This window comes from Frondihabitans sucicola (assembly GCF_030296615.1).
GTDB lineage: Bacteria > Actinomycetota > Actinomycetes > Actinomycetales > Microbacteriaceae > Frondihabitans > Frondihabitans sucicola.
Genome location: NZ_AP027733.1, coordinates 300,302 through 326,077 on the forward strand (window position 1 = coordinate 300,302; position 25,776 = coordinate 326,077).

At 67.2% G+C, this 25,776-nt stretch carries 34 protein-coding genes and 1 pseudogene; 12 read left to right on the top strand and 23 right to left on the bottom strand.

Annotated elements, in window-relative coordinates:
* Positions 1-112: 112 nt before the first annotated feature.
* The 9 genes from QUE79_RS26040 to QUE79_RS23890 form a co-directional block, all read right to left on the bottom strand.
* Positions 113-955 carry a C-terminal helicase domain-containing protein gene (locus QUE79_RS26040; protein ID WP_350271765.1) on the bottom strand — a complete coding sequence of 281 codons (843 nt, stop codon included), beginning with the start codon at positions 953-955 and terminating at the stop codon, positions 113-115.
* The gene (locus tag QUE79_RS23855; protein ID WP_286346986.1) at positions 955-1,863 is read right to left on the bottom strand and encodes a DEAD/DEAH box helicase; all 909 of its coding nucleotides are present in this window, start codon (positions 1,861-1,863) and stop codon (positions 955-957) included. The genes QUE79_RS26040 and QUE79_RS23855 overlap by 1 nt, the downstream gene beginning before the upstream one ends.
* Positions 1,860-2,234 carry a hypothetical protein gene (locus QUE79_RS23860; protein ID WP_286346987.1) on the bottom strand — a complete coding sequence of 125 codons (375 nt, stop codon included), beginning with the start codon at positions 2,232-2,234 and terminating at the stop codon, positions 1,860-1,862. The genes QUE79_RS23855 and QUE79_RS23860 overlap by 4 nt, the downstream gene beginning before the upstream one ends.
* Complete coding sequence (locus QUE79_RS23865) at positions 2,228-2,881, bottom strand: hypothetical protein (protein ID WP_286346988.1); 654 nt, start codon at positions 2,879-2,881, stop codon at positions 2,228-2,230. The genes QUE79_RS23860 and QUE79_RS23865 overlap by 7 nt, the downstream gene beginning before the upstream one ends.
* A complete protein-coding gene (locus QUE79_RS23870; RefSeq protein WP_286346989.1) occupies positions 2,875-3,309 on the bottom strand; it encodes a DUF4031 domain-containing protein in 435 nt (144 codons plus the stop codon). The genes QUE79_RS23865 and QUE79_RS23870 overlap by 7 nt, the downstream gene beginning before the upstream one ends.
* Entirely contained in the window at positions 3,306-3,743 is a 438-nt protein-coding gene (locus QUE79_RS23875) for a hypothetical protein (protein ID WP_286346990.1), read from the bottom strand. The genes QUE79_RS23870 and QUE79_RS23875 overlap by 4 nt, the downstream gene beginning before the upstream one ends.
* Positions 3,743-4,177, bottom strand: coding sequence for a hypothetical protein (locus QUE79_RS23880; protein WP_286346991.1), 435 nt, complete (start codon positions 4,175-4,177; stop codon positions 3,743-3,745). The genes QUE79_RS23875 and QUE79_RS23880 overlap by 1 nt, the downstream gene beginning before the upstream one ends.
* 68 nt (positions 4,178-4,245) lie before the next feature.
* Positions 4,246-5,082, bottom strand: a complete 837-nt coding sequence (locus QUE79_RS23885) for a DNA adenine methylase (protein WP_286346992.1) — start codon at positions 5,080-5,082, stop codon at positions 4,246-4,248.
* 8 nt (positions 5,083-5,090) lie between these two features.
* On the bottom strand, positions 5,091-5,618 hold the full coding sequence (locus QUE79_RS23890; protein ID WP_286346993.1) for a hypothetical protein: 528 nt from the start codon (positions 5,616-5,618) through the stop codon (positions 5,091-5,093).
* A gap of 90 nt (positions 5,619-5,708) precedes the next feature.
* Here QUE79_RS23890 and QUE79_RS23895 point away from each other — a divergent pair, with 90 nt between their 5' ends.
* Positions 5,709-5,924, top strand: coding sequence for a DUF1653 domain-containing protein (locus QUE79_RS23895; protein ID WP_286346994.1), 216 nt, complete (start codon positions 5,709-5,711; stop codon positions 5,922-5,924).
* Between the two features lies 1 nt (position 5,925).
* The gene (locus QUE79_RS23900) at positions 5,926-7,011 is read left to right on the top strand and encodes an ATP-grasp domain-containing protein (protein WP_286346995.1); all 1,086 of its coding nucleotides are present in this window, start codon (positions 5,926-5,928) and stop codon (positions 7,009-7,011) included.
* 21 nt (positions 7,012-7,032) lie between these two features.
* Here QUE79_RS23900 and QUE79_RS23905 read toward each other — a convergent pair whose 3' ends face one another.
* The 6 genes from QUE79_RS23905 to QUE79_RS23930 form a co-directional block, all read right to left on the bottom strand.
* On the bottom strand, positions 7,033-7,374 hold the full coding sequence (locus QUE79_RS23905) for a hypothetical protein (RefSeq protein ID WP_286346996.1): 342 nt from the start codon (positions 7,372-7,374) through the stop codon (positions 7,033-7,035).
* Positions 7,362-7,814, bottom strand: a complete 453-nt coding sequence (locus QUE79_RS23910; protein ID WP_286346997.1) for a hypothetical protein — start codon at positions 7,812-7,814, stop codon at positions 7,362-7,364. The genes QUE79_RS23905 and QUE79_RS23910 overlap by 13 nt, the downstream gene beginning before the upstream one ends.
* Positions 7,815-8,091: 277 nt before the next feature.
* Complete coding sequence (locus QUE79_RS23915) at positions 8,092-8,358, bottom strand: hypothetical protein (RefSeq protein ID WP_286346998.1); 267 nt, start codon at positions 8,356-8,358, stop codon at positions 8,092-8,094.
* Positions 8,355-8,828 carry a hypothetical protein gene (locus tag QUE79_RS23920; RefSeq protein WP_286346999.1) on the bottom strand — a complete coding sequence of 158 codons (474 nt, stop codon included), beginning with the start codon at positions 8,826-8,828 and terminating at the stop codon, positions 8,355-8,357. The genes QUE79_RS23915 and QUE79_RS23920 overlap by 4 nt, the downstream gene beginning before the upstream one ends.
* Before the next feature lie 418 nt (positions 8,829-9,246).
* Complete coding sequence (locus QUE79_RS23925; RefSeq protein ID WP_286347000.1) at positions 9,247-10,221, bottom strand: hypothetical protein; 975 nt, start codon at positions 10,219-10,221, stop codon at positions 9,247-9,249.
* Positions 10,222-10,392: 171 nt separating this feature from the next.
* On the bottom strand, positions 10,393-11,664 hold the full coding sequence (locus QUE79_RS23930; RefSeq protein WP_286347001.1) for a hypothetical protein: 1,272 nt from the start codon (positions 11,662-11,664) through the stop codon (positions 10,393-10,395).
* A 182-nt stretch (positions 11,665-11,846) separates the two neighbouring features.
* Between QUE79_RS23930 and QUE79_RS23935 the strand changes: the two genes are divergently transcribed.
* From QUE79_RS23935 to QUE79_RS23970, 7 genes are all read left to right on the top strand, one after another.
* Positions 11,847-12,152 (top strand): hypothetical protein, encoded by a 306-nt coding sequence (locus QUE79_RS23935; protein ID WP_286347002.1) that lies wholly within the window; start codon positions 11,847-11,849, stop codon positions 12,150-12,152.
* Positions 12,149-12,847: a hypothetical protein gene (locus QUE79_RS23940; RefSeq protein WP_286347003.1), complete on the top strand. Its 699-nt coding sequence runs from the start codon at positions 12,149-12,151 to the stop codon at positions 12,845-12,847. Before QUE79_RS23935 ends, QUE79_RS23940 begins: the two co-directional genes overlap by 4 nt.
* A gap of 13 nt (positions 12,848-12,860) precedes the next feature.
* On the top strand, positions 12,861-13,010 hold the full coding sequence (locus tag QUE79_RS23945) for a hypothetical protein (protein WP_286347004.1): 150 nt from the start codon (positions 12,861-12,863) through the stop codon (positions 13,008-13,010).
* Entirely contained in the window at positions 13,004-13,639 is a 636-nt protein-coding gene (locus QUE79_RS23950; RefSeq protein WP_286347005.1) for a hypothetical protein, read from the top strand. The genes QUE79_RS23945 and QUE79_RS23950 overlap by 7 nt, the downstream gene beginning before the upstream one ends.
* Positions 13,640-14,641: 1,002 nt before the next feature.
* Positions 14,642-15,229 (top strand): hypothetical protein, encoded by a 588-nt coding sequence (locus QUE79_RS23960; RefSeq protein ID WP_286347007.1) that lies wholly within the window; start codon positions 14,642-14,644, stop codon positions 15,227-15,229.
* Between the two features lie 3 nt (positions 15,230-15,232).
* Positions 15,233-15,820: a hypothetical protein gene (locus QUE79_RS23965; protein WP_286347008.1), complete on the top strand. Its 588-nt coding sequence runs from the start codon at positions 15,233-15,235 to the stop codon at positions 15,818-15,820.
* A 111-nt stretch (positions 15,821-15,931) separates the two neighbouring features.
* On the top strand, positions 15,932-16,345 hold the full coding sequence (locus QUE79_RS23970; protein WP_286347009.1) for a hypothetical protein: 414 nt from the start codon (positions 15,932-15,934) through the stop codon (positions 16,343-16,345).
* A gap of 21 nt (positions 16,346-16,366) precedes the next feature.
* Here the strand turns inward: QUE79_RS23970 and QUE79_RS23975 are convergent, their stop codons facing one another.
* Positions 16,367-17,122, bottom strand: a complete 756-nt coding sequence (locus QUE79_RS23975; RefSeq protein WP_286347010.1) for a prepilin-type N-terminal cleavage/methylation domain-containing protein — start codon at positions 17,120-17,122, stop codon at positions 16,367-16,369.
* Positions 17,123-17,375: 253 nt separating this feature from the next.
* On the opposite strand from QUE79_RS23975, the gene QUE79_RS23980 reads away from it, so the two are divergent.
* Positions 17,376-18,275, top strand: coding sequence for a hypothetical protein (locus tag QUE79_RS23980; RefSeq protein ID WP_286347011.1), 900 nt, complete (start codon positions 17,376-17,378; stop codon positions 18,273-18,275).
* Positions 18,276-18,401: 126 nt separating this feature from the next.
* On the opposite strand, the gene QUE79_RS23985 is transcribed toward QUE79_RS23980, so the two are convergent.
* The 4 genes and pseudogenes from QUE79_RS23985 to QUE79_RS23995 all read right to left on the bottom strand — a co-directional run bounded on the left by QUE79_RS23985 (position 18,402) and on the right by QUE79_RS23995 (position 22,516).
* Positions 18,402-18,902: a hypothetical protein gene (locus QUE79_RS23985; protein ID WP_286347012.1), complete on the bottom strand. Its 501-nt coding sequence runs from the start codon at positions 18,900-18,902 to the stop codon at positions 18,402-18,404.
* A 267-nt stretch (positions 18,903-19,169) separates the two neighbouring features.
* Complete coding sequence (locus QUE79_RS26045; protein WP_350271767.1) at positions 19,170-19,835, bottom strand: type IIL restriction-modification enzyme MmeI; 666 nt, start codon at positions 19,833-19,835, stop codon at positions 19,170-19,172.
* Positions 19,742-21,958: pseudogene (locus QUE79_RS23990) on the bottom strand (DNA methyltransferase); the annotation flags it as partial. The pseudogene QUE79_RS23990 and the gene QUE79_RS26045, both read right to left, overlap by 94 nt.
* A 15-nt stretch (positions 21,959-21,973) precedes the next feature.
* On the bottom strand, positions 21,974-22,516 hold the full coding sequence (locus QUE79_RS23995) for a hypothetical protein (RefSeq protein ID WP_286347014.1): 543 nt from the start codon (positions 22,514-22,516) through the stop codon (positions 21,974-21,976).
* Between the two features lie 200 nt (positions 22,517-22,716).
* Between QUE79_RS23995 and QUE79_RS24000 the strand changes: the two genes are divergently transcribed.
* On the top strand, positions 22,717-23,142 hold the full coding sequence (locus tag QUE79_RS24000) for a hypothetical protein (RefSeq protein ID WP_286347015.1): 426 nt from the start codon (positions 22,717-22,719) through the stop codon (positions 23,140-23,142).
* Positions 23,143-23,163: 21 nt separating this feature from the next.
* On the opposite strand, the gene QUE79_RS24005 is transcribed toward QUE79_RS24000, so the two are convergent.
* The 3 genes from QUE79_RS24005 to QUE79_RS24015 all read right to left on the bottom strand — a co-directional run bounded on the left by QUE79_RS24005 (position 23,164) and on the right by QUE79_RS24015 (position 25,104).
* A complete protein-coding gene (locus QUE79_RS24005) occupies positions 23,164-23,799 on the bottom strand; it encodes a hypothetical protein (RefSeq protein WP_286347016.1) in 636 nt (211 codons plus the stop codon).
* Between the two features lie 459 nt (positions 23,800-24,258).
* Entirely contained in the window at positions 24,259-24,771 is a 513-nt protein-coding gene (locus QUE79_RS24010) for a hypothetical protein (protein ID WP_286347017.1), read from the bottom strand.
* A gap of 39 nt (positions 24,772-24,810) precedes the next feature.
* The gene (locus QUE79_RS24015) at positions 24,811-25,104 is read right to left on the bottom strand and encodes a hypothetical protein (protein ID WP_286347018.1); all 294 of its coding nucleotides are present in this window, start codon (positions 25,102-25,104) and stop codon (positions 24,811-24,813) included.
* Between the two features lie 92 nt (positions 25,105-25,196).
* Between QUE79_RS24015 and QUE79_RS24020 the strand changes: the two genes are divergently transcribed.
* Positions 25,197-25,742, top strand: a complete 546-nt coding sequence (locus QUE79_RS24020) for a hypothetical protein (RefSeq protein ID WP_286347019.1) — start codon at positions 25,197-25,199, stop codon at positions 25,740-25,742.
* Positions 25,743-25,776: the final 34 nt, after the last annotated feature.

Sequence of the window (25,776 nt, forward strand, 5' to 3'; positions counted from 1 at the left end):
AATTCGACGGCCCGGCTTGCTTCGGCAGGCCGGGCCGTCGTCATGCTCGCAGGCTCGCGGGTCGGGGATGGGAGTGCGAACCGCGAGGGCTCCGGGGGCGCCACACTGACGGTCAGGCGGCGAGGGGCTCGTCCGGGAGCGAGAGGCGCGCGGCCTCCGACGCCCCGAGGATATACTCGGCCAGCGCGCGGGCGTGGCCGTTCTCCACGGCGGTGACATCCCCGAGAAGCTCGCCGTCGCGGCTCATGAGTGGCTCAGCCTGCTGACGCTTGATCCCGAGCGCTTCGGCGACCACGGGGTCGCTGCCCATGTCGGAGACGAGGTAGTGCGCGACGACGGGGCGGCTCATGTCCATGCCGGGGCGGCTCGCTCGGCCGATGCCCTGCTTGTGCACGGCGGGCGACCAGTCCAGCTCGCCGAAGACGACCTGGTTGCAGACCTTTTGCATGCCGTCGACACCGGCGCCAGAGCGGAGCGACATCAGCAGGACGCGCGACTCCCCGGTGATGAACGCGTTCTTGCTCTTGTCCTTGCGGCTGCTGTTCTCGCTGCCCGTGTAGAGCATCGGATTGAAGTCCTCCAGGGCGTCCATCCAGATGTCATAGACCTCGCGGTGCCAGCCGAAGAGGATGACGCGCTCGTGTGAGGCGAGCAGGGTCCTGACATACTCGGCGACGAACGGCGCCTTGGCGATCCCGGTGGCCTGGCGGAATTGGGCGTTGAGGTCTCCGGCGGCCTGGAAGCGGGTGTGCCGGTGCGTGTTGCGGTCGAGGATGAGGCGTGCCATCTCGGCGGCGTCGCCCTTGATGGCGTCGAGCGCGGCGGGGTCGGCGTCGCAGTTCAGCTCCAGCACGTGCGGCTTCGGCATGGCACGGCCGACCTCTTCGGCGGAGTGGCCATGGAAGAGCCCGATCTCGCGGAGGTGAGACCCGAGCGCTGCCGGGTCGGAGATCATCACGCCCTTTTGCGTGTCGTAGCCCCACTCGCGGACAAACTCTCCCTTGGAGCCCAGCTCGTCCGGGGAGATGATGTCGGCGATGTTCCAGACCTCGCCGCCGAGGTTGAACACCGGGGTGGCCGTGCAGCCCATGACGTAGGTCGAGGCGGTCGACAGCATCGCCGCGGCAGCGCCCTTTGCGTGCCTCGGCCGCCGCGCAGGTCGTGGCACTCGTCGAAGATGGTGGTGACGACGTGGTCGAGCAGGTAGTGCGCCCATCCGGCGAGTTTGCTGTAGGGGACGATGAGGACGTCGGGGAGAACGCCGTCGATGACGTCCTGGTCGGGAACCGACTTCGCGGCAACCTTGACGCTGAGGTGCGGCACGGTCTCGCGCAGCTCGTCGGTCCAACGGGACTGGAGGTGCGTCGGCGGGACAATGACGGCGGGCAGCATCGAGGCGTCGTTGAGCCCGATGACCCCGGAGACCGTCTTGCCCATGCCGACGTCGTCGGTGAGGATAAATCGCTTGCGGGTGCGGAGCATGCTGACGTTCTGCTCCTGGTACCAGAACGGCGTCTTGAGGGGCGGCGCGATCTCGGTGACGTGCGGTTTCCGTGTCCCCTTGATCACCTCGTTGATCTCGCGCTCGATGCGGCGGTGCTCGTCGGCTTCGCGGTCGAGGTGCTCGACGGTGGCTTCGTCCTCAGCGACGAGCGGGTAGCGGGTCAGGAGCCACTGGAGGTCGCGGGCGGCGTCCGTGGAGTCCTGGAAGGCGATCTCGCCCTTGCGCGTGGAGTCTGCGCGGCCGAACATGCGCTTGGCGCGCATGGCGACGGCGGCCTCCATCTTCAGGACCCACCGCCCCTTGCGACTCAGGCCAGTGGGCGGCTCGAACTTAAACGTGCCGTAGGTGCGCTCGGTCATGCTGCTCCGACGAGTGAGACAACGAGGACGGGCTTGCCGCCGATCTCGCGGGGGATGGCGTTGTGGGCGGCCTTGCTGGTGACGAGGATCAGGGAGTCGATCTCGGGGCAGTGCGAGTAGCGCAGGAGCTGACGCGTGACGGCGGCCCAGGTGCCCTTGGTCTTGATCTCGACGCCGACGCGGCCCACGAGAAAGTCGATGCGGCTCACGCCGTCGGAGAGGTTCGCCTCGCGTTCGGCGGGGATACCAGCATTCGCGAAGACGGGCACGAGCGCTTTCTGGAGCTGCGCCTCGGTGACGAAGACGACCTGGCGGCGCGCGGCGAGGATCGTGTCCGCGATCAGCTCGGGAGGCGCGTCCGTGATCAGCATGCGGCGATCAGGTCGTCGATGGACGGGGATGCTTGGGTCACCGAAAACGGCAGGGCGTACACCGCGATGTTGGGGCGAACGCCGCTCTCGTCGTCGTTCATGACGTCGATGCCCGATCGCGACAGCATGTCGTCGAGGGCCCATTCCCCGGCGCGGTCGTGATCGATGCCCCCTTCGCTGTCGTCAGCCGAGGCGAACCAGCCGTGCGCCGGATCGAGGAGGGTCGCGACGTGATAGCTCTGCTCGCCGCCGATCGGGTTCTGGAGGAACACGGTCGTCCCGGCGGAGAGGCTTGTGCCGGGGCCCAGGAGGCGTCGGAGCGAAGCAGGATCGAGGGAGAGGGTCATCAGCGTCCCATAGGGGCGCATGACTGTCAGCCTGGTCACCGGGGCCGCTCCGCCGTAGTCGATCCCGTGCACCTCGCGCATGAATGCCTCGTCGAAGGACTCGGTGATGACGGTCGCGGACCATCGCTCCAGGGGCTGCCTCAGCGACCGAAACGAGTAGCGCCACTCCAGGCCGTCCGTCACAGCGAAGACCGATCCAGGCGTGAGCGCCGCAACCTCGGCGGGCTCGATCCGACGCAGGCGGCTCGCATGGAGCAGCGGGGGCATGTAGCTCGCGGAGTACAGCGTGGGGCTCAGCACTGGAAGCCTTCCATGATCGGGAATCGGCCCACCAGGTCAGGGCCGTAGTTGCGGAGGATCGTGGCGTGCACGAACGGTGGCGGGTCGAGCTTGGGCCCCTCGGCCTCGTCGAGGTCGAAGAGGGTTCCGGGGTTCTCCTGGGCGTCGTAGCGGAGCTGGTAGACGCGCGCCTGGATGACGCCGGTCTCGTGCGGGTACGCGATGGGGAGGGCGCCGAGCTGGAGTGCGCGGGCGCGCTTGTTCAGCGTCAAGTCGAAGTGCTCCATCCACGTGCCGGGGTGCTGAATCCACATCGGGTTCAGTCCGAGCTTCCGCGCGAACTTCAGCAGCTCCTCCGGGGAGTCAGCGATCAGGTGCGACCACTGGCTCTTGATGCGCGCGGGGCCGACGGTGGCCTCGCGGAGCATGTCGTCCACGTAGACGCTCATGCCGCGAGTAGCTCCGTCATGCCGTCGGTCGCCCAGGCCAGCTCGCCGTCGACGCTGATGCGCCCGATCTCGCCGCGGTGGTACCAGAGCGGGTAGTCCGGGTGACGCGGGTCCTCGTCGGCGATCGCGAAGTCCTCGCCGAAGTGGACGAGGGCGAGGGCGGTGGCCCATTCCCTGGTCGGGGCCTCGATGGCGACGAAGCCCTCGCGAGTGACCTGCTCGTACACGTCGCTGCGGAACGGGAAGTCGGTCGGCGAGTAGTCGCCGAAGGTGACATAGAAGTCGTGGCGTGCGAGGGCGGGTGTCGGAAGCGGCAGAACGGGGGCGATCGCCGCTGCGGCCTCGGCCTCGGCGGCCATCTCGGCCTTGAGGCGTGCGCGGGTGGCCTCCATCTCGCGGTCGAAGCGCGCCATGTGCGTGTGCAGGTCGGACATCAGGCGATCCTCCAGTCGAGGGGCTCGACGTGGTCCATGTCGCGCCCGATGAAGGCGAGCAACTCGTCGGCGTCCATCTTGTGGCCGTCGACGAGCCAGCGGCCGTTGCGGCGGGGGCCGTCGCAGTACGCGATGTGCGGGTTGCGGTCGGCGTCGTTCCAGACCAGTGCGGGTGCCTCAGGGAGGCCGTCGGCGTAGGCGGTGACCTCGGCGAGCCATCCGTCGCGCTCGTAGACGACGTCGCTGTCGACGCCGTCGGCGCTGAGGATGGCCTCACTGCGGAGGAATGCGCCGTAGCGGGTCGAGCTGGAGGCTCCGGCGACCTTGAACTCCAGGACCGCGCTACCATCCTCGGGAGTCAGGCGGACGGTGTCGCCGACCTTGACGTGCCGGAACGCGACGGCGCGGTGGACATGCACGGTGCTGATGGTCATCTGAACCCCCAAGTGTGAGAGTGCTAGTATAGCAGGTTGCCATTAAACCGACAGGGCGATCCCTCTCGCTACGAGGCCGCCTCGAACTCGAATCCGAGCTGGACGGCCTTCGCGAAGGGGCGGTTGGACCACAGCATCTCGGTGCGCGCAGCCTTGTCCCCGGACTCGTTGGCTTGCCCGGTGTAGGTCTCGATCGCGACGCGGTCCCAGTCGCCGTAGAGGTCGTCGTACAGCTCGCACGGGTAGCCGCTGAGGATGACGGTCCCCCTGGCCGCGTGGAGCGTCTGCGCGAGGTCGCGATGCCGGTCGGCGCGCTTCATCTCGTGGCGGTAGCCGTTGGTGGCTCGTGACCCTCCGCGCACCTCGGCCGGGTACGGCGGGTCGGCGTAGATCAGGGTCGACTCGTGCTGACCGTAGTGCTCGATGACCTGCGAGGCGGGAGCGCATTCGAGACTGACGTGCTGGAGGCGCTCGATGACATCGGCGAAGCGCTCCACGTAACCCTTGAGATAGCCGGGGATGCCGAAGCTCGCGACGGCGCCGTTGGCGTTATGTCGCCAGCCGGTCTTCGTGAGCTGGCCCGCGCGGCCCTGAGTGATCTGGACCCAGACGCGGCGGGCGCGCTCCAGGTCGTCGAGCCCTTCGCGATCATGGGAGGCCTCGTACTCGGCGCGCGAGTGCGGAGTCAACGCGGCGGCCCGCATCAGCTCGTCGCCGTGGTCTCGAAGGACTCGCCAGAAGGTCATGATGTCGCCGTCGAGGTCGTTGACCGTCTCCAGCCTGGAAGGCTCCTTGGCCAGGAGCACGGAGAGGCTGCCCGCGAAAGGCTCTACGTAGTGCTCGTGCGGCGGGAAGTGGTCGATGATTTGCTGCGCGATGCGCTGCTTGCCGCCGAAGTAGGGCATCGGGGGCTTCACAGGGCGGGGCCCTCGGTGACCATCTCGATCTTCCAGCGCTCCGTCGGGTAGGGGCGCTCCACCCCTTCCAGTGTGATCTGCGGGTGCGTGCCGATCATCTCAATCTCGACGACTGCGGCTGCGCGCGACGCGATGTGGGCGAGGTGAAGGATGACGACGTCACCGACCCGCGTCTCGCTCGCAGGCCACTCGTCGAAGACGGGCGGGGCGGGCGCTTCGGCACCGGGGAGCGACACGAGGCGGATGTAGCCGAGGCGATCGCGCTGCCAGCGCGTGGCCGCGTAGACCAGGTAGCCGGATGCAGCAAGAGTCTCGCCGTCGTCGCGGTCGGTCGGGTCGAGCTTCAGCCAGGACCCGTTGGTGCCCATGGAGTACTTCTCGAAGTACTCGGCAGTGGGGAACTCGGGGTCGTCGACGAGCTGGACGACGGAGTGGATGGGGAGCGCATCAAGCTGCTCCTCGGAGGTGATGATCGGGCCCGGCGTCAGGGACGGGGTGAGACTGATCGGCGGCTCGATCGACATGGCTCTCCTCGGGTCCGGAGCGCCTCGTCTCCATTGGGGGCCTAGTGTAGCAGGTTGTCACTATGCATCGCTGGGCGGTACTCTGTTCGCATGGACGAAGTCATGCCGGGTCGCTACCGCCACTTCAAGGGCGGCGAGTACCAGGTGCTCCTCGTGGCCCGAGACGCCGAGACTGAGGGGCAGGTCGTCGTCTACCAGGCGCTCTACGGCGAGAAGGGCCACTGGGTCCGCCCGCTCGGAATGTTCGTCGAGCATGTCGATCGGGACGGCTACTCCGGTCCCCGCTTCGTGAAGATCGACGACTGATATGGCAGCATCGGCAGCCGCCTCGGGCTGGAAGATCGTCATCGTCGACTACCCGCTCCCCGACCTTGACGCCATCCCGGAACAGAACCGCGGGGCGGCTGAAGCGATGCTCGCCATCTGGCGAGACTGGTTCGGGCCCAAGGACGGCGACGGCAACACGGACTACGAGAACTTCTTCGAGCAGGCCGCCCGGCTCCAAGCCGTGATCGCAGAATGCGACCCCGAGACGACCTTCATCGCAACACTGTCGGATGCCCCCGCGCGCCGCATCTCTGACCGTCACGAGCGCCCCAAGCGCGACCTGGCAGACCACGCACGCTACGGACCCATCGGCCGCATGGAGGCACTCCCCGCCCAGGAGCGCCTCGCCGCGTCCTACCACCGCTACGACGCGTTCCTCCGCCACGCAGGCCGCCTCGCGATCCCCTGCGGCGTCGACCTCGACGACCCAGACGAGACCACCCTCACCCAAGCGCTCCACAAGGTCATCCCCGCCAGCGGAGGCGACTTCTGGGTGAAGATCATGCTCTCTGCCAAGTACGGCATCCACCACATCCAGGTACCCGTCGACACGGCGGCCCCCAAGGCACTCGACGTCGTCGACGAGAGCCTTGTCTGGGCGCTCGTCCACGCCTCAGGCAGACCGAAGTCGCTGCTCGTCCAGGCGCACGCCGTGATGACCCACGAGTACCGCGTCTTCATCGTCGACCACCAGCCCGTCACGGCCGCCGCCTGCATCGAGGAGTTCACGCCCCTCGACAACCTGGAGCCCTTCGATCCGCAGTTCCGAGTCCACCGCAGCGCCGGAACGCCAGTCATCCGCGACGAAGCCGCACGAGACGCCCTCGTGGCCTTCGCAGTTGCCGTGGCTGCCGAACTGCGCGCCGAGGTGCCGGAACTCCGCGACTACGTGATGGACGTTGCTCTCGGCGCGGACAGCCAACCACTCGTCATTGAGCTGAACGGTCTCCAGAACGCCGGGCTCTACGCGAGCGACACGCGCCGGACCCTACGCGCCCTCATGGCAGCCGGATGGCAGCCCGCGGGCGACGACGACATCCTGGCAATCCGAGTCGACGTCCACTGACGCGACCCTCCCGGACCCGCCTCAGGCGTCGGCGTAGAGGTCCAGCTCGCTCTGGGCAGCGTCGCGCTCGTCTGGAGTCTCGTTCGGGTCTTCGAGCGCGTCCCGCAGGGCCACGACCCGGTACTCGCCCTCGATCCCATCGAGTGTCAACATGCGCCCGAGTGGGTAGGTGTCGATCTCAAACCTGCGCGCCTTGGGGATGGACGAGAATCGCGGGTCGACATCGTCCTCCTCGTCGGTCGTCGGGCCCACGAGGGCCTCGCGGACGCGCCTCAGCGTCGCCAGCTCAGCCTCTCGGGCGGCAATGAGCGAGTCCAGCTCCGCCAGGGCCTCCGGGACTCCTGTCGCGCTCACAGCGTCCACACGAGCGCCTTCTGGGCGCCCTCGTCGTCGGAGGCGAGCCGGTTCCAGAACCGCATATCCTCGTCCGCCTCTTCATGCGTCGCGTCGCGCCAGACGCCCCACTGCGCCACCGGCTCGTTCTCGATGAAGTCGACCATGATCTCGTCGGCTTCCTCGTCCGTGTAGCCGTCTTCAACGATGAGGTTCGCCCTCATGGCGGCCCAGGCCTCGTGGGTGCTGTGGGTGCCGACGACAATGCCGCCCGGATAGTCGGACCATCGGGTCGCCGTGATCGTGCCATCCCGGAAGTCGGTGTTGAAGCTGGCATCTGCGGGTCGCGCGTCGCTCGTCGGCGAGAGAAAGGCGTAGCGGAAAGTCTCCAGGACGCGAAGGGCTTGGTGGTCTTGGGGTGCGCCACGACTGCGTCGACGACATATGAGCCGTAGATGTCGAACATGCACTCTCCGAATCTGGCGTGCGAGAACGTCACGGACTTGACGTAGAAGTCATCACGTTGGTCGAGAACCTCGGTCAGAGCATCCAGCCCGGCTCGCTTCCAGGCGCGAGCCGCAAGTGCCCCCGCCACCCCCAGATACGCGCGGTACTTGGTGTCACCTGTCCGCTTGGGCGCCATGTGGAAGGCATGAGCGTCGTATCCGATCCGACACAGCTCGACAGCAAGTTCCAGGAGCCACTCCTCGGAGCCCCTGCCCTCACGCATGTGGTCGCCTATCTGATTCACGCGCCGTCGCTTTCGTCGGCGGCTTCCGCGCCACCCGCGGGCACCAGGGTGAGGACGGTGCTTCCATCGCGGACCGCCGCCTCGATGAGATCGGCGAGGATGGTGGCGTCGACAGTGGCGCCGGTGACCTCGTGGCGCCAGCCGTAACGCGAGTTACTCCAGTCAGTGAAGCCGTCGATCATGCACGAGGCGCCGAAGGGCGCGTTGGACAGGGCCTGCTGGAGCCCGCCTCGGAGATCGCCCTCGACGACAACCTGGCTCACGACGTGATCCCGAGGAGCGGCGGGACGGTGCCGGTGGCGTAGGCGCGCTCGATGGCGGGCAGCGTGGCCTCCATGACGGTGCGTCCATCGGGGAGAACGATGGCGTGACCAAATTCTTGCTCCCAGCTAGCCACGTGCGAGTCGATGGAGACGAACTTGGACTTGATCGTGATGAACAGGGCGCGCCAGCGCTGGCGGACGGCCTGGTCGTAGACCCGGGTCAGCTCGGCCTTGCTGGTGCGGATCGCGCCCGAGGGTGTCCTGGTGATCTCGGGGCTCTCGACGTCCGGCATGGGGACGGTGAAGCGGACCTGACGCTCGTGCGCGGAGAAGGCGACGACGATGAAGCCCCGGATGTTCCCGAAGGCGATGTCCTCGGAGCCGTTCTCGACGAGGAGCTTCTCGATGTCGTCGCGCGACTTCGTGACCGGCACGCTCGTCTCGGCGGCGTAGGGCTTCTTGGTGGCCATCAGGACGCCTCGCGTCCGTGCGAGCAGGCGGCATGCGAGACGACGACGCGGCCGTCGTGGCGAACGACTCGGCAGGTGCGCCAGTACCGGCGGATGTAGCCCTTGACGATCACGACGCTCCTTGCCGTAGATGGACGGCGTAGCGCCGTGAATCTAGTGTAGCAGGTTGTCGATATCTGCCGGTGCGGTCAAGGGCCGAGAAAGTGAACGGCCCGGCGCGGGGAGAGGGACACCAATTGGAGACCGAACCCGCGCCAGGCCTGACCCGCGAGACGAATGTTTGGGACATTCTCAACGGGCTACAGACAGGATAGCGGCTTGACGTGTGTCACACGGCCTCGTGTATCCCCAGGTTCTGCCCGCGCGTGTCGGCGCGGCCCCGACCCCCGACATCTCGGGGCCTGGGCCGCTTCCGGGTCTACTTCGCCTTCAGTTTCGCCTTCAGGGCTTTCAGCTCGGCTTCGCGTCGCACGGCGGCGTCGTAGCTGCTCGATCCGTAGAGGTACTTCACGAGCTTCGGGAGCACCTTGGCCATGATCTGGTCTGTCTCCGCCTCGACGGTGACGCCGTGCTTGTGCGCCAGGGCGACGATGCTGCGCTCCGCGATCCCCTGGTGGTCGGCGATGTACGTGGCGACCTCTGCGTCATCCCAGTGCGACGGCCAGGTGGTGTCCGTGTGGCGGAAGGTGTCGAGAAGACCATTGACGGCGTTCGTGACGACGGTGGCCTCAGTCTTCACGTCGCGCCCGTAACGGTCCTGGATAATCCTGCCGTCGGGGTGGATGACCAGCTTCGCGGCCGCGATGGCGTCCCGCTCGGCCTTCTTGGCGGCACGCTCGATGCGCGCCTCGGCGGCGGTGATCTCCTCGCTGGAGAAGATGCTGGTCGGCTTCGCGATCAGCTCGACGGGAGCCTCGGGGTAGCAGACCGTGCACGCGCGCTCACCCGCGGCCGCGATGATCTCCAGCTCATCATGATCGCTCAGCTCGGGACGCCAGTGGAACCCGGTGTCCTGGCGGCACGTCGAGCACTCCATCGACGAGTGGACGTGGCCGCCCATGCTGCTGACGACGAGGAACGCGCGGGTCCAGCCGCCGCGGCGGATGAACTCGGCGTTGAACGGGGCGATCTCTGCGATGACGCGGGCAAGGTCGGCCTTGAGCTGCGCGACCTCGGCCGTCAGCTCGTCGAGTCGATCCTGGTTGTAGTAGTAGTGGCGGTAGGTCGGGTTCGCCGCCGACTGACGCTCCATCTCCTCCTTGGTGGAGGCGAGATGCTTCACTGCGATGTCGAGCTTGTGCGCCATCGAATTGCGATCCGCGTACAGGGCTGCGAGCTGGGTGTCGATCTCGACGGGAGACTGCTCCGTGAGCGTCTTCTCGGTGGTCTGCATGATGTCCTCTCGGGCCCGTCCCTCAGGCCTCGATAGCTACAGTACATGCAATGTGGCAAAGCGTCAAATACTTCTTGACTCGTGCCGATGAGTGCTCCCATCCCCGACCCTCTCGCCCCGACGAACGAAACCCCGGAGGCCGATGGGCGTCCGGGGTTTCGAGGGTGGCTGCTACGCGCTGACGAGCGAGAGGTGAGTCGCGCCGATGGCGAGGGGCTCGGCAGCTCGGGCGATGTCCCAGGTGTTGAGGTCGAAGACCTGCGGGGGCTTGCCTTCGGCGCCGAGGATGGCGAGGGAGGCGGTGGAGGCTTCGATGTCGAAGTCGACGAGGATGCCGGGCACGGGGACGGAGCCGAGGGTGAGCACGACGTCGTGGCCCGTCATGCGGAGCAGCTCGACCTCCCTGCGCAGCTTGACATTCTCGGCGCCGACCTTCTCGATGGCGTCTTCGCGGTCGAGGCGGAGGCGACTGAGGTCGGCGCCCTGCTGTCCGATGAGCTGGTTCTGATCAATCTCGACGGTCTTGAGGCGGCTGATTTCGCGGGCGGCTTCGTCGAGCTGCGCTTCGAGGCCCGCGATCTTCTCGTCGGCGGCGGCCTTGTCCGCGTTGCGGGCGATCTCTGCGTCGTGGAGCTGACCCTTGAGACGCTCTGCGCTGGCCTTGGCCTTGGCTACAGCGCGGCTGGCCTCCTCATCGGTGGCGGGGCGGACGGGTGCCGGTGCCGTCTCGCTGGACTGCTCGGTGGCGGGTGCACCGACGGCTCCGATGGGCTGGAGGCCTTCGTCGGAGTCCATGTCGAAGTTGAGGAAGAACGTGGGCCATCCGAGGCTGCGTCCGAGATCGCGGTTGGCCTGCTGGCTGGCGAACTGCGGGGTGCCCTCGGGGCTCATCGGCGGGCGCTGCGCGAGCTTCTTGTAGGCGGCAGCGATCGACTCGATGGTGGTGGGCTTGAGCTGGTCGGGCGCTGTGATCAGCAGATGCCAGGTCTGGTCGGTGGTGATGCCGACCTCCTTGGCGACCTCGGAGGCGGCGTAACCGAGGGCGACGAGCCCGCGGAGGCGGCGGATGCTGGCGCGGGCGCTCAGCTTCGGAGTGGGCGGTGCGGGGGTGGCGACGACGGGGGCGTCGGGCTCTTCTGCGGACTTGGGGCGGAGGCCGGACGGGATGGTGGGGCGGCTTGGCAGTGCGGGCTCGGCCGGGGCCGTGGTCAGCGGGCGCTGGGTGTAGCTCGGGGCGGGCTTGGTGGCCTTCGCGTCCGTCTTCTTGGCGATCTCGGCGTTCGTGAGTCCGACGGCCGTGTCGGCTGCGGCCTCTGCGGCGAGACGCGCTGAGTTCTCGATGTCGACCTTGGAGCGGCGCCCGCGCTTGATCACTTCGCCGCGTGCGCGCCGCTCTTTGAGGTCGGCGGCTTTTTCGCGTCGGAGGATCGCGTCGGGGGTCATGAGTACTTCACGAGGCACGGCAACTCCAGAGGTCGTCTTCTTAGCAACATGCTACACTAAAGCGCCTCCGATCGGGAAGATCGACACGCTCGCAATCTGCTCGCCTACGAGCGAAAGTGACGAATGTCGGAGGCCATGTGTACTGTACGAATTAGCCCGAGGGACGGGCCCGAGAGGACACCATGACCACCACGACCGAGACCACCACTCCAACCGTAACGGCACCGCGCATCACCGCGACCGTCTACTTCCAGGTGTGGCAGAACAACTACGCCGTCACCGTCGACCAGGCCACGTTCGACGCGACGAGCCTCTACGAGGCCATGAGCGTCAAGGACCGTGCCGCGATCGAGGACAACCGCGACTCCTCCGACAACATCTACCTCGACGCCGTGGAGCGAGGCCTCGTCGCCGCGTGGCACGACCGCCCCTTCTACGTCGACATCGCCGACGCCATCGAGGAGTACCTGGAGGCCAAGGCCGCATGACCAACACCACCCGCCCCGAGGCGACCTTCGACCGCGACGGTTACCCCACCGAGGAGGCCCTCGACGCGATCCTGACCTTCGAGGGCACGGCCGCGGAGTTCGTCTTCTTCACCCAGCGGCTCTACCGCAACGGCGCCGTCGAGATCGAAGCCGTCACGGACGACCTCGGCCGAGACGCCTTCCGAATCCGCTACGTCACGCTCGGATGGTCCGGCTGCGAGAGCGTCATGAGTGCCATCAAGTACACCCTGTTCATGCACTTCTGGCGGAAGTCCGAGGCGGGCGGCCTCGACGTCTTCGAGGTCCACCGCGACCAGTGGAACACCAACCCTGGCTTCTGGGGAGACTTCCGCCGCAAGGACGGGGCCAGCCCCGCCGAGGGCGCGGAGCTGGACCACCGCGTCGAACTCGCCCACGCCCGCAAGCGCGCCCTCCTGCTGGCCGCGAACCTCATCGAGGACGCCGTGCAAGCAGGTGATGACGTGCCGACGGCGACCGGAGCTGTCCGCGCCAAGGCGTACGACGAGATCATCGCCTTCTCGGAGCGCGTCGACCTGCCCGCCACGGACCTCGCCGACGACCTCACCTCGCGCTTTGACGCGCTCTGCCGCCTCCTGGAGGCCGAGGGCCACCTGACGCCTCTCGGCACGCGCCAGATCAAGGCCACCCTCGCCGACAGCATCGACAAGCACTGACCTGGAGCACGCCATGACCAACGACATCCTGGAGGCCCACGGCGGCCTCCGCACCGAGCTGGGCGACTGGTTCCCCGTGGTGGAAGCCACCGGCGTGCCGGTCCCCGGACCACGATCCTTCCCGCGAACGGCCACGACCTGTTCGCCCTTTTCGACGTGGTGACCGAGCCCAGCGTCGAGGCGCTGGCGAAGAGCGTCGTCCAGGCGGCCGAGGGCTACGGGTTCCCGGCGTTCGTCCGCACCGGGCTGCTCAGCGCGAAGCACAACTGGAAGTGGACGCCGTGCCTGACTCGCGCCGACGACGTGATGCGGACGCTCTACGGGCTGACAGAGATGCAGGAGATGGCGTGGCTGCCGCCGGTCGAGAACATCGTCGTCCGGGAGATGCTCCCGACGTTCCCGCTGTTCCACGCCTTCGAGGACATGCCGATCACGCTGGAGCGCCGCTACTTCATCGACGGTGGCAAGGTCGTCGACCGCCAGCCGTACTGGCCGATCTCCGCCATCGAGGGGCACGTCGAGGACATCGAGGACCACGAGGTCGTCGCCGACTGGAAGGACCGCCTCATCGAGGCCAGCCGCGAGTCGAGCGAGGAGGTCGCGTTGCTCACTGGGTACGCCGAGCGCCTCGCCGCCGTGATGCCGGGCGCCTGGAGCGTCGACTTCCTCTTCACTGAGCGCGGCTGGTTCTTCATCGACGCCGCCTGGGCCGAGACCTCGTACGTCGTCACGGACGCAGACCGGAGGGCGCTCGGGATGCCGCTGCGGCCCGCGATCCTCCCGCCCGTATAGAAGGCGCTATCGCCGCGACGACCTGGTGTCGTCGATCTCAGAATCGAGGGGCATGCCCCCTGGCTCAACCTGATGCTTCTCGACGACCTCGGGCTAGCAGGCGCCCGGAGCGATGCCGGAGTCGGAGATATAGTGCCAGGTCTGTCCGGGGACCTGCGAGGAGGAGCCGTTCAGGCAGAAGGCGTCGGGCGTGTAGCTCGTTGTCGGGGCCATCGCCCAGGTGACGCCAGCCGTCCCGACCGTGTAGTAGATGAGCCCGGCGGCCGAGCCGGTGACCTTGATGCCGAAGTGTGTGCCTTCGTTGATCGGGTAGGCGTACGGCGCCGTGAAGGGGGCGGGCGTGTAGACGAGAACATGCGTCTGAAGGGCCGTGCGCAGCTCGGGCGCGAGGCCGCTGTACCCGAGGGCCTTGAATGCGGCGTCGAGCAGGTCGGCACCCTTGGTGCCGAAGTAGTACTGGCCCCCGTGCTGCTCTGTCCGTTCATGTCGGTGATGTTGACGGGCTGGCCGGTGTTGACCTGGAGGAGGTTCATCACGGCGCCGAGGCCATAAGGGTCCGACGAGGGGTCGCTGATCGTGACGTCCTTGCTCGTCTTGAACGACGGGAGCGTCTGCGGGTACGCCTGGTCCGTGACGTAGACGCCCTCCATCGCCAGCGCGGCGTTGTGCAGGTCGTTCTGCACGTTGGACACCGCGGCCTTCTGTCGGTACTGGTTGAACTGCGGGATCGCGGCCAGAGTCAGCAGAGCAGCGATGGCCATGTAGGCCAGCAGCTCGATGAAGGAGAAGCCGGAGTCGCTGGGGCGGCGACGGAGAGCGCGGGACGTGGACATGGGAGCCTCGGGGATCATTCGGGAGTGGATGCTCCCACCGTGCCAATCCGCACGGAGGCGAATCATGCCCCCGTTCGAGGCGTCGATACCCGATTTCATGGCGTTGACGAGAGGCCACTGAGCATGTACTGTAGAAGGCGCGCTGAGGGACAGTGCGCGAGAGGACACCATGAAGACCACCGACCTGACCCCCGGCGTCGTCTACGCCATGCAGCGCCGCAGCTACGGAACCCCGACGCCCGTCGCCGTCATCGACGTGACACGCCCCGTGAGCCTGAGCAGGCCGAGGTATTCGTTCCTGGGCACGACAGCCGCCTATGCGATCGACGAGCAGAGCGCGCCGTCGGCACGCACCTACCTCGCCGTCACGGCGGCCAACTTCGACGACCTCGCGAAGGGCCTACCCAAGGCCGCGAAGCTCACGGTCGACGCCCTGCTCGGGCCCGAAGCTGACGTGGACAAGAAGGCACCCAAGGGCCTCTCCATCACCACCATCCGCCCCCGCGACATCACGTCCACGTGGGCCGACTACCTCGAACAGGAGCGCAACGAGAAGGAAGCCCGGGAGCGGGCGCAGATCGCCCGCGAAGCACTGGAGGGCCTCCAGCGTCGCCAGGCCGCTGCGATCACCGTGGCACTCCAGGAGCGCGGCCTCACCGCCGAGCGTTGGCGCGGCGACGTCCGTCTGCACGAGGGCTCCGCGGCGATGGACTACGCGGTGCTGCTGCGCCTGCTCGGCATCGACCCCGTGGAGTAGCCGGTGAAGATCAAGGACATCAGCCCAGGAGTCGTCTACGCCACGGGGCGTGGCGATTTCGTGCACGCCGAGCCGCGAGTCCTGGTCGACACGGCGCACCCGGTACGCTCGCGTATCTCGCACTGGGCGAGCCGCAGCGATACCGACGCCTTCGAGGCGGACGACTCCGCGAAGGGCGCCGCCGCCCAGTACCTCGCCTTCGCAGGGACGGCTGACATGCTCGGGCGCCACCTCCCGACCCTCAGCGCCTTCACGCTCGAAGACTTCATCGGACCCATACGTGCCGCCAGCGCGAAGCTCCCCGCGGGCATCTCGCTCGTCACCCTCAGTTCGGCGGCCGTCGTCGCCACGTGGCCCGAGTACCTCGCCCAGCAGGAGCGCGATCGCATCGCCATCGAGCATCGTCTCGATCGCGAGAGTGATCTGAGAGCGCAGGCCGCGCGAAATGCGGCCACCCTTGCCGAAGCGCTTCGCCTACGGGGTATCCCGACGGTCGACGAGGTGACGATCAGCCCGTTCACCCCGAGCGCGACGCTCAGTCACGCTGCTCTCGCGAGCCTCCTCGGAGTCGAGCTTGACCTCGGTGAATGAGCGCGACGCGCTTCTGTGCCGTCCCGATCTGAACGCCGCGCTGCACCTCGAAGCGCCCGATGTCAGAGTGCCCCGGTACGGTCTCCATCATCCACATCCGAGGGGGCGCTCATGGCACTGAAGTTCGAGGTCTGCACGGTCTGCCAGGAGGACCATGCGGTCCGAGCCGACGGCCACATGTCAATCCACACCGACCGCGCCGGGCAGCGGTGCGCAGGGTCAGGACCCACTGCGGTCGAGATCGCCGAGCGTCATCGGATCGACGAGGCCCGAGCGGCGGCCGACCGGCTCCACCGTCAAGCGGAAGAGGCCGTCGCCGCCCGAACTGAGCCGCGCCCGAAGCTTCGAGGCAAGGCTCTCGACGACGACCCTGAACTCCAGGAGGCGTTCGGCTACGCCAACGACTTCCGGCACGGCGTGGCCGACAAGGCGGAACCAGCACGATTCGATCGCCGCATCTACGCAGTCAGCGGCGCCCGCGAGGTGCGCGGCGGGTTGCCGACACTTGGTCGCGGGCGCCGCTGATGGGTGCGTCTTGGCTATCGGTTAGGAGCAGACGCCCGGAGCCATGCCCGCGCGCGAGTCGTAGTGGTAGCTCTGTCCGGCGGCCTGCGAGGACACCCCGTTGAGGCAGAACGTGTCAGCGCCCGCGGACGCCTTGGCGATCGCGGCTTCCCAGGTCGTGCCGGTGATGTCGTAGGCGTAGACGATGGGGTCGGTGGTCTGCGTTCCGGAGGCCTGGTCGCCGATGGAGTCGGCAAGAGCCTTCGGCCCGGACTGGCCGACGGTCACTGTGCCGCCGGTGTTCGCGACGCCCTGTGGGAACGACAGGAGGGCAGCCTCGTCAGCGGCGCTCAGTGACTGACCCCTGGCGTTGTCGGTCATGAACTTCTTGACCGCGGATACGCCCTCGGGGCCGTAGTAGTACGGCTGCGCCGAGACGTTGGAGCGGCCGCCGTTGTAGGCGACTGCCACGGGCGTTCCCGTGTTGACCTTGAAGACGGCGAAGGCCTTCGCGACCTCGCTGGCATTGGCGATCGAGACGGTGACGTCCTTGCTGGCGGCTTGGGCGGGCAGCACTGCCGGGTAGCCCGTGGCGGGGTCGTAGGCAGCCTCCATCGTCATCGCGGAGTTGTGGAGGTCGTTCTCGACATTCGAGATCGCGGCCTTCTGTCGGTACTGGTTGAACTGCGGGATGGCCGCGAGGATGAGGAGCGCGGCGATAGCCATGTAGGCCAGCAGCTCGATGAACGAGAAGCCGTTGTCGCGGGGCTGGCGGGACGGGGTGAACGAGTGCATCATGGTGGGTCCTCAGGGGAGCTGGGTGGCGGGGTAGCTCACGCTCTCAGGCCCCACGGATGGTACTCACGCCCCCGTTCGAGTCAGTTCACCCTCTTTTCAGGCGTGCCTGCCAGCCTCCGGCCCGCCCTCCCATCCCCGACCCACAGGCGCGACGGTCGCACCACCAGTCCGCTCTGTGACGAATGTCGGTGGCTCCATGTACCGTAGGTTTCAGATCGAAAGGCCCCGAGGGACGGGGCTACGAGAGGAACCCATGAGCACCCGCACCTACATCGGCCAGGCCGACATGAAGACCGCCACCTGGAACGCCGTCTACGTCCACATGGACGGCAACCCGCTCTCGATACTGCCGACACTCGGAGCATTCCTGGCCCGCACCGGAAGCGTCGACGGCGTGATGGGCCTGCTCACCACCGGCGGCGCGACGCACTGGTCGTCCATCAACCACGAGCAGATCGACCCCGCCGACTACTTCCCCGTCAAGCCCGAGTGGGCCAAGGCCCCCTTCCGCTCCAACGAACGCCGCGCCTGGAACTGGTTCCAGTACCAGGACGGCACGAGCGAGATCGCCGTGGGCGGCGTCGGCGTCAACTTCCACGTCGATGGCATCGAGGCTCCGAGCGGCACCCTCCACGAGGGTCGCACCGAAAGCGAGAACGCTCCCTCCGACGCGGAGTGGGCGTACATCTTCACCAGCACCGAGCTGGTCATCCTCATGCCAAAAGCGTTCATGGAGGAGAACACGATGATCGAGGTCGACCGAGTGCCCCTCGCCGACCTGGCAACCCTCTCCCCCGAGCGCATGGCCGAGATCAACTACGGCCCCGAGTTCGAGCGCACGAACCCCTACGCCTGGGCGATCGACAGCACCGTGCCGGAGGGCTCGCGGAACCTGACGGCTCGCACGTGGCTGGGCCTGGACCCACTGACGCCGGACGATGCTACGGGGCTCCGCTACGGCAAGTCGGGCATGTTCTACAAGTTCACCGGCTCGTCCACCTCGGACGGTCGCACCCGCACCGTCACGACCGAGACGGCGGATGGACGTCGCGTCGACATCAAGCTGCCGCTGGTCGACTGGTCGCTCAAGAGCGCACCGAAGGGTGCGGAGTTCGTCTACCCCGCGACGAAGTTCGACATGGTCGTCGCCTAGCTCGACGGAGAGGGACGAGGGCTACCTTCGGGTGGCCCTCTTCTTTGTCGTCACGGGCGGTGGCAAGGGGGTCGGGGATGGGAGCACGAGCCTGGGGCGGAGGTGGTGACCCTCCGCCCCAGCGGGCTATGGCGTGCTGGGGCCCGCAGCCTCCCCAGCCGCCAAGCCGAACCTCACCGCGTCAGCCACGCGCTGCCCGTCCGAAAGCCCATGAGCGAACTGCCCCAGCTCGCCTGACTCCATAGTGACGCTCGGGGTCGGTGCTGGTGCGGTCGCGCTGGTGGCGACACCATTGGCGCACATCCCCAGCCCCAGTAGGGCGAGGATGCTGATGATGATGGCGATGGTGGCTCGGGTGTTCCTTGCGACCACGGTGACGGTGCCAGCGTGATAGCGGATGGTCTTGCTTTTCTGCCTGCTCAGCTTCTGGCGCTCTACGCGTTCGGCGAGTTTGTTGGTCACTTTGAGGTGGCGTAGCTCCTCTGCGTCCTTAGGTGGTAGCTCGTTCTCATCGCGTGGTGATGGGAGGCTGCCAGTGTTGCCGTTGTTTCTGCTCATTTTTCGTATCTTTCTGTTGTTGAATCGGATTGTGTAACTTGAAATGGGTGGTGCGAACATTGTGTTCATAGTATCCATTCTACTATAATATCGGCTTGTTATGTAGAAAATAAACCCGATCTGAGCATTTGTTACATGATTGTAACAATTGAAATATTGCGTTTTTGGGGTAGGAATGCTTGTAGGCGCTGAGTTCTCCCATCCCCGACCCCCGTGCCATGGTGGGGCTGAGCCGCGCTCCTGATGCTTGAGCTGAGGGCTGACGGGTGCACGAAAGCCCCACTCCCGTGCGGATCGCACAGGGGTGGGGCTTCGCGAAAAGTGCTCGGGGTTCGGCTAGCCGAGCTGTCCGACCGAGGTCATCTCCTGGTAGCGCTCGAACAGGCGCGCCTGCCGCTGCGGCTCGGCGGGCGGCTTGGCGAAGCCGAAGACCTTGTCCACGGCCTTGTCGAGCGCTCGGTGGGCATCCAGCAGCTCGCGAGCCATCCCGAGCGGCTGGTAGAGGTCGGCGAGACTCTTGCCTGGTTGGAGCCGTCGGGCGGCGAGGACGCCCTCGCCAGCCTCGATGATGCGCTGCCGGTCAGCGTCGCTGACGTCCGGGAAGGGGAACGTGTTCCATGTGAGGGTGCTGGCGAAGCGGATGTCCGACTTGATGCGGCCCCCGATGGTCTTCTGCCACGTCGCGAACATGGTGGAAGAGATGGCGGCGAACACGAGGCCATCGGGATCGAGCGCAGTGAAGTTGGCGTCGCCCGCGATGACATCGGGGCCGAAGTGGCCGACGGTGATGTACCGACGCGACTCGCTGAAGTGGCGAGGGATGCAGACGTACGCCTCCGTGGGCTGCTGGGGCTGCACGAAGAGGTAGGGGTGTCCGCGTGCGGCCGCGTGGTCTCGGCCTTGCTGGCGAGCCGCATGTCCCGCACCGCCTCCAGGCGCTTGCGGATGAGGGGGCTCGTCACCAGCTCGGAGGGGTCTGCGTCCGCGAACCAGAGCACCCATCGCTCGGTGCCGTTGATCAGTTCGTCGGCGCCGTAGAAGCGGCGGAGGTACTTCGAGGCGATGGGGTCTGCGGCAACCTCTGCGTAGTCCTCGGCGCGGACCATGAGGTGGCCGCCGTCGGTGGCCATGCTGCCTCGAACGGCCCCGCCGAGCACGGGGCTCAGGGGCTTGCTCAGCTTCTCGACGAAGATGTCGGGCGCATCCACGAGGTAGGGGTTCAGGCGCGTGACGTCGACCTCTTCCGGGAGGCCTCGCGACTCGCTGTAGTCGAAGAGCCGCACCGGCTTCGGGTCGCGCGCGAATCCCACGATGACGCAGTGGACTGCGGCGGCGCCGGTGGCTTCGCTGGTCCAGGTGAAGGTGCGGTGCGCGAACGCGATCTTCCATCCGGCGTTGAGGATCGAGGGGAACAGGAGCCGGACCTGGTCGCCCTGCGTGATGGAGTTCGTGGTGACGAATGCGAAACGCGCGTCACGGGCGTCCTTGAGGTAGTCGATGGACTTGGCGTGCCACCCGGTGACGAAGTCGAGTCGGCTGAGCGACTTCTGCCCCCATGCCGCCTGGAGGTCGGCGAGCTGGTCCTTCTCGCGGTTGTCGCCGAGGAAGGGCGGGTTGCCGAAGACGAGGGTGGTGTTGGTGGCGGGGAAGACGTCGTTCCAGTCGGCCCGCAGGGCGTTGTCGTGGACGATCTTGGCGGCGACCTTGATGGGTAGCCGCTCGGGTGCGGCGCCGAGGGTCTCGGCCATGCGCTGGTTGGCCTGGTGGTCGACGAGGAACATCGCGGTCTCGGCGATCTTGGAGGGCCACCAGTTGATTTCGATGCCGCCGAACTGGTCGGGTGTCACGTTGAGGCCCCAGGTGGCGTCGATGGCGTACATCTGAGATTCGCCGCGCAGTTCGCGGAGCCGAACGAGCAGGCGCAGCTCGATGTCGCGCATCTCGCGGTAGGCGACGATGAGGAAGTTGCCGGAGCCGCAGGCGGGGTCGAGGTAGCGCATGTCGGCGAAGGACTCGTGCAGGCGCGTGAGGGCGGCGTCGGAGTTCCACGCCTCTTGGAGTCGGTGCTCCAGCTCGTCGAGGAACAGGGGCCGGAGGGTCTTCAGGATGTTGACCTCGGTCGTGTAGTGCTCGCCGTGCGCCCGGCGCTGGGCTCGGCTGGACATGCCCTGGAACAGGGAGCCGAAGATTGCCGGGGAGACCTTGGACCAGTCCTCGTCGCAGGCTCGGAGGAGGGCCTTGCGCATGTCGGAGTCGAAGGTCGGGATGTCGACGTTGGCCTGGAAGATGCCGCCGTTGACGTAGGGCAGCTTCGCCAGTCGGGTGTCGAGGCGCGGTGAGCGCTTCTCCTTCGGGGTGTTGAGGACCTGGAAGAGGTGGGCGATCTGCGCTCCGGTGTCGGACCCGTCTTCGCTGGTCATCTCGCTGATGAAGGTCTCGAAGGCGCCGTTCTCCCAGAGCCCGTCGGCATCGTCGCCGAAGAGCAGGAACAGCAGGCGGGTCATGAAGATCGCGGCCTGCTCGGCGTCGTGATCGTCGCCGTTCGCGTCGATGTCACCCAGGAGCGCTTCGTAGAGAGCGCCCATGGCGCGGGCCGCCTTGACGGTGACCTCGTGCTGGTCGTCGAGCTGACGCTTCGGGGCGGCGTACCCGCTGAGGAATGCGAAGCGGGAGATGTGCCTGGGGAGCTTCGAGACGGGGAAGCGGAAGGGCGGATCGGCGGGCGACAGGAGGTCTGTGATCTGGATGTCGTGGAAATCCGAAGAGACCACGAATCTGGGCATCTCTGCTGGGAGGATGTCGCCGCCCGCGAGGTAGTCCTCCGCCTGGCTGTCGGCCTTGCCGAGGTCGCGGCCGAGACTCTTCTGCTCGGCGATCATGACGCCGGGCATGAAGACGTCGATGCGACCGTCCTGGCCGGTGGAGGCCCGGCGGGCCCGGCGCTCGAACACGGCGGTCGAGTAGCGGTCGACGCCGAAGACCTCGAAGAGCTGATTCCAGAAAGTCTGGCTGCTCCGCTGCTCCTCGCCGAGATCACCCTTCCACCGCGCCGTGAATGCCTGCGCGCGCTTGGTCATCTCGGTGGAGGAGAGAACCTTCGGCTTCGTCGAGGTCTTGGAGGGCATGCGGGTCCTGTCGGGTCAGTCGTTGTGGGGCTCGGGCGTGCGGCCGTTCGCGATGTCGTCGGCGTCTCGGTAGTCGAGGAGGCGCTGTCGCTGCTCGTCGGTCAGCTTGACGCCGAAGGGGCCATCCTCTGCCCAGGTGAGCCGTGTGTCCTCGGGGTTGGGGAGGGAGCGCTTGTCTCGGCGGGGCATGGTGCGGAGCATCTCGCGTGACGTCTCCAGCCCGCGGATGATCTGCGGGACCGGATCGTGCGGCTGCTGCGGTTCCGCGCGCTGCCGAGCTTCGAGCGCCCAGGCGGCTTTTCGCTCGGCGGCGAGGTAGTCGATCGCCGCTTCGGCTGTCGGCAGCTCGACGGGTGCGGTGCCGGTGTCTTCGACGAGCGGGAACATGCCTTCTCGGCCGCTGGGGCAGTAGATGCGCCAGCCTCCACGCCATCGTTTCGCGATGCGGTAGTTCTGGCCCTGGGCCTTCGCGGGCCCGCCGCGCCCGAAGGGGCCGACGTCGACGAAGCCTGCGGGCAGACCGAGCGACTGTGCGTACTGGTCGTAGGTGGCGCGCATGGGCCCTCTCGTCGGTGTGGCGATGCCGCGACGGGAGCTGCGAGCCCCCAACCCAGCCTGTCTACAGTACACCCAATCCGCGCGACTGTCCAGGTCGACGCGAGGCCGTGCCGGTCCCTCGTGAGTGAAATCGGGATGAGGTCGCACCTCCGCGACGCGCCCCGATTGGCCAAGCTGGAGGCCCACGCAGAAAGCGCTCCATGGACATCACGAACCCCCTCGCCGCCGAAACGGACTCCGACGCGCTCCGCTCTGCCGAGCGCGTGTACGGGCAGTGCTCCCTGCGGCTCGTCACCTCGCGCGTCTGGTCGATCAGACAGGGCTCGGTGGGCATCAGTGCGACCGAGATCATCCGGATCGACACGCACCCGCAGACGAAGCCGCGCGCGACCCTCAAGACCACGCTCGATGCCGGACGCGTCGGCGGCGGCCAGATCACCGTCGAGGTGTGGGGAAGCATCGGCTGGATGCCCGTCCACTCGCAGTTGATCGACATCGACAGGTGGACGCCGGAGTTGCAGGCGGTCGACGTGGAGGACTTCTCCGACCTGCCCGAGAGCCTGCGGGACTACCTGAGCATGCAGATGGGCCGGGTGACCCTGGAGGCCGTCGGCTTCTTCATCTGAGCGCTGGCGACCGCAGGCGGCTCACGCGAGGGCGAAGACCTCGGCGGGGGCCGCCTCGTCGACGGGGATGGCTCGAATCGTGGGCTGGTAGACGCGTCCCGGCTTGTCGATCGTCATCTCCACGATCTCCGGCAGTCGCAACATCGGCCTGGGCTTCATGACTTCGCGTTCGATGAGGCGCTCGATGACTTCGACGTCGCCGCCGTGGTCGACGACGACCCAGAGGTGGCGGTCCCCTTCGGGCAGTGAGTCGACGGCGTGGAAGGTGAAGTTGGACCCGTCGTGGATCACGTGGTCGCGGGAGGGCGGCGCGTCGAACATGGCGACGAAGTCCGCCTCGGGGCGCTCGGTGATGGTCGCGACGTAGAGGCGGACGCGGCGAGCCCAGCCCTTGGCGATCCGGGCCTGGATGCGCTCGGTGCCGTCGCGATGGCGCCACCAGGCGAAGTACCCGACGGCCGCGAACAGGCCGAGCAGCAGCGGCGATGTCGCGGGGTAGGCGATGCTCCCGGCGAGGATCAGCGCGGCGACGAGGACGAAGACGAGGATCGAGCGGTTCGCGTGGACACCATGCGGGGTGACGCGAGGCTGGAGGTGATCTGGCGGCCTCGTGGCGATCATGGATGCGCGTTCTGCGGGAGTGAAGTCGTCGTACATCAGGCACTCGCCGCCGAGCGGTGGTGGATGGCGACGGTGCCATCCGTCTTGGCCGCGACGGTGATGGAGATCGGGGTGCCGTCGGCGTCTTCGGTGGCAGACCAGGTGGCGTGAGCCAGGGGAAGTCGGGGTCGTTCAGTCGCGGGGGCTTCGAGAAGGCCTTGCGGATCAGGGGCATGGGAAGCTCCGCGGTCTCGGCGACGTAGCGGCTGACTTCCGCCTCCCAGATGTACTCCTCCAGCACGAGGCGGTGGAGTCGGGTCTCGGCGAGGCGTCCGACGCTTCCGGTGATGCCGAGACCGACGATGGCGATCGCCACCGTGACAGGCCAGTACCCCATGGCTCCGATGGCGACCGCGAGAGTGACGCCAAGAAGGAATGCGACCCCGGTGGCGATGCATCGGGTGCGGACCTGGTGTCGGATCGCGGCGCTCTTGGGCGGGATCAGCCCGTTGCCTGTTAACACGAGCGACTCCGTGCGCCGGAGGCGTCGGTGAGGAGCAGGATGCTCCCGTCGGCGGCGACGACGAGCGTGTCCGTGCGATGGTCGCCGAAGACGTCGGTCGAGTGGGCCGCGCGCCAGAAGTTGGGGCCGGGGAGATCGGGGTGGTTCGAGTGGATGGAGGCGCGCAGGACGCGCTCCACTTCGGCCTCGTCGAAGTCGATGGTGTCGACGCGCGTCACGGCGGAGCGGACGAGTCGCGACCACGTGTTCATGCGGGCGCGGGCGCGGTCCTGGAGCATGAAGGTGACTCGCTGGGCCAAGAAGAGCGCGATCGTTGCCGCGGTCGTGAGGGCCTGCGCGATCATCGGCGCTTCGAGGAAGGCGAGGGCGAAGACGCTGACGGCGCCGACGAGAGGCAGGAGTGTCGCTGCGGGATTGCGTCCGTGACGGCTGGTCTCGACCGTTCGGGGCGTCGGGGTGAGCCGGGCTATCTCGGCATTCGCGGGAATCGAAGCGCTGGTCAGCATTCCTTTAGTGTAGCAGGTTGCCGAATTGGGTCGACGGGGTTACTCTTCGGCGCTGCGTGACGGGACTCGGGTCCGCGCTGCCGCCGTGCGCTCCTCCATGTCGAGTACCGCCGTGATGCGCTTGTCGACTGCGGCGTTGAGCGTCCCGAACGTCACGACGCACGCGGCGATGATGATGACGACGATCCGCCACGGAAGGGCGCCGAAGGCCATCCCCACCATGCAGGCGGCGATACCGGCGAAGGGAAGGATCAGGGCGCCAATGCGGGCGCGATTGAGGAACCTCAAGCGGCTCGCGAGCTGATCCCTCGTGAGCGCCTCGATGTCGTTCATGGCCACATCGTACACACGCGGTTTTTGACGAATGTCGGAGGGGGTATGTACTGTAGTAATCAAGCCCGAGGGACGGGCCACGAGAGGAGACCATGACCATCACCGCACCGGCTCGCGCAGCCGCCACGACCCCCGCCAAAATCGCCGAGTACAAGATCGGCCCCTACTCCATCATGAAGTTCGAGAAGTGGTCCGCCCGCGAGGGCATGGGCTTCAACCTCACTGTCAAGCGCGACGGCAAGAAGGTCTTCACTGTCCACGAGGAGGGCAACGGCGGCTCGATTCGCTACGACGAGATCGTCGACCCCAACCTCTACGAGAAGGACGAGGAGAAGTTCTGGCAGCAGATGCGCGCCAGCCAGGGTGAGATCAAGGAGTTCGCCGCCTTCGCGGACCGGCTCCTCAAGGGTCTCGGCGAAAAGGAGATGCTCGGAGACGAGTGGGCACCCGCGTCGCTCCTCTGGACCTTCGTCGCCAACAAGGTGGATGTCGAGCGAGTCATGCGCCGCCGCAAGTGCACGCGCCTGGTCGCGGCCGACGCTCTCTTTCCGATGGCGGCGGCTGGGCGCGAGGGCCTTTCGGCCCCGTACGAGTTCGACCTGCTGGCCACGCCGGAGATCGCGAACCGCTACGCCTGAGTCGCTACCGAAGCGCCCGTGAGCAGGTCTTGCG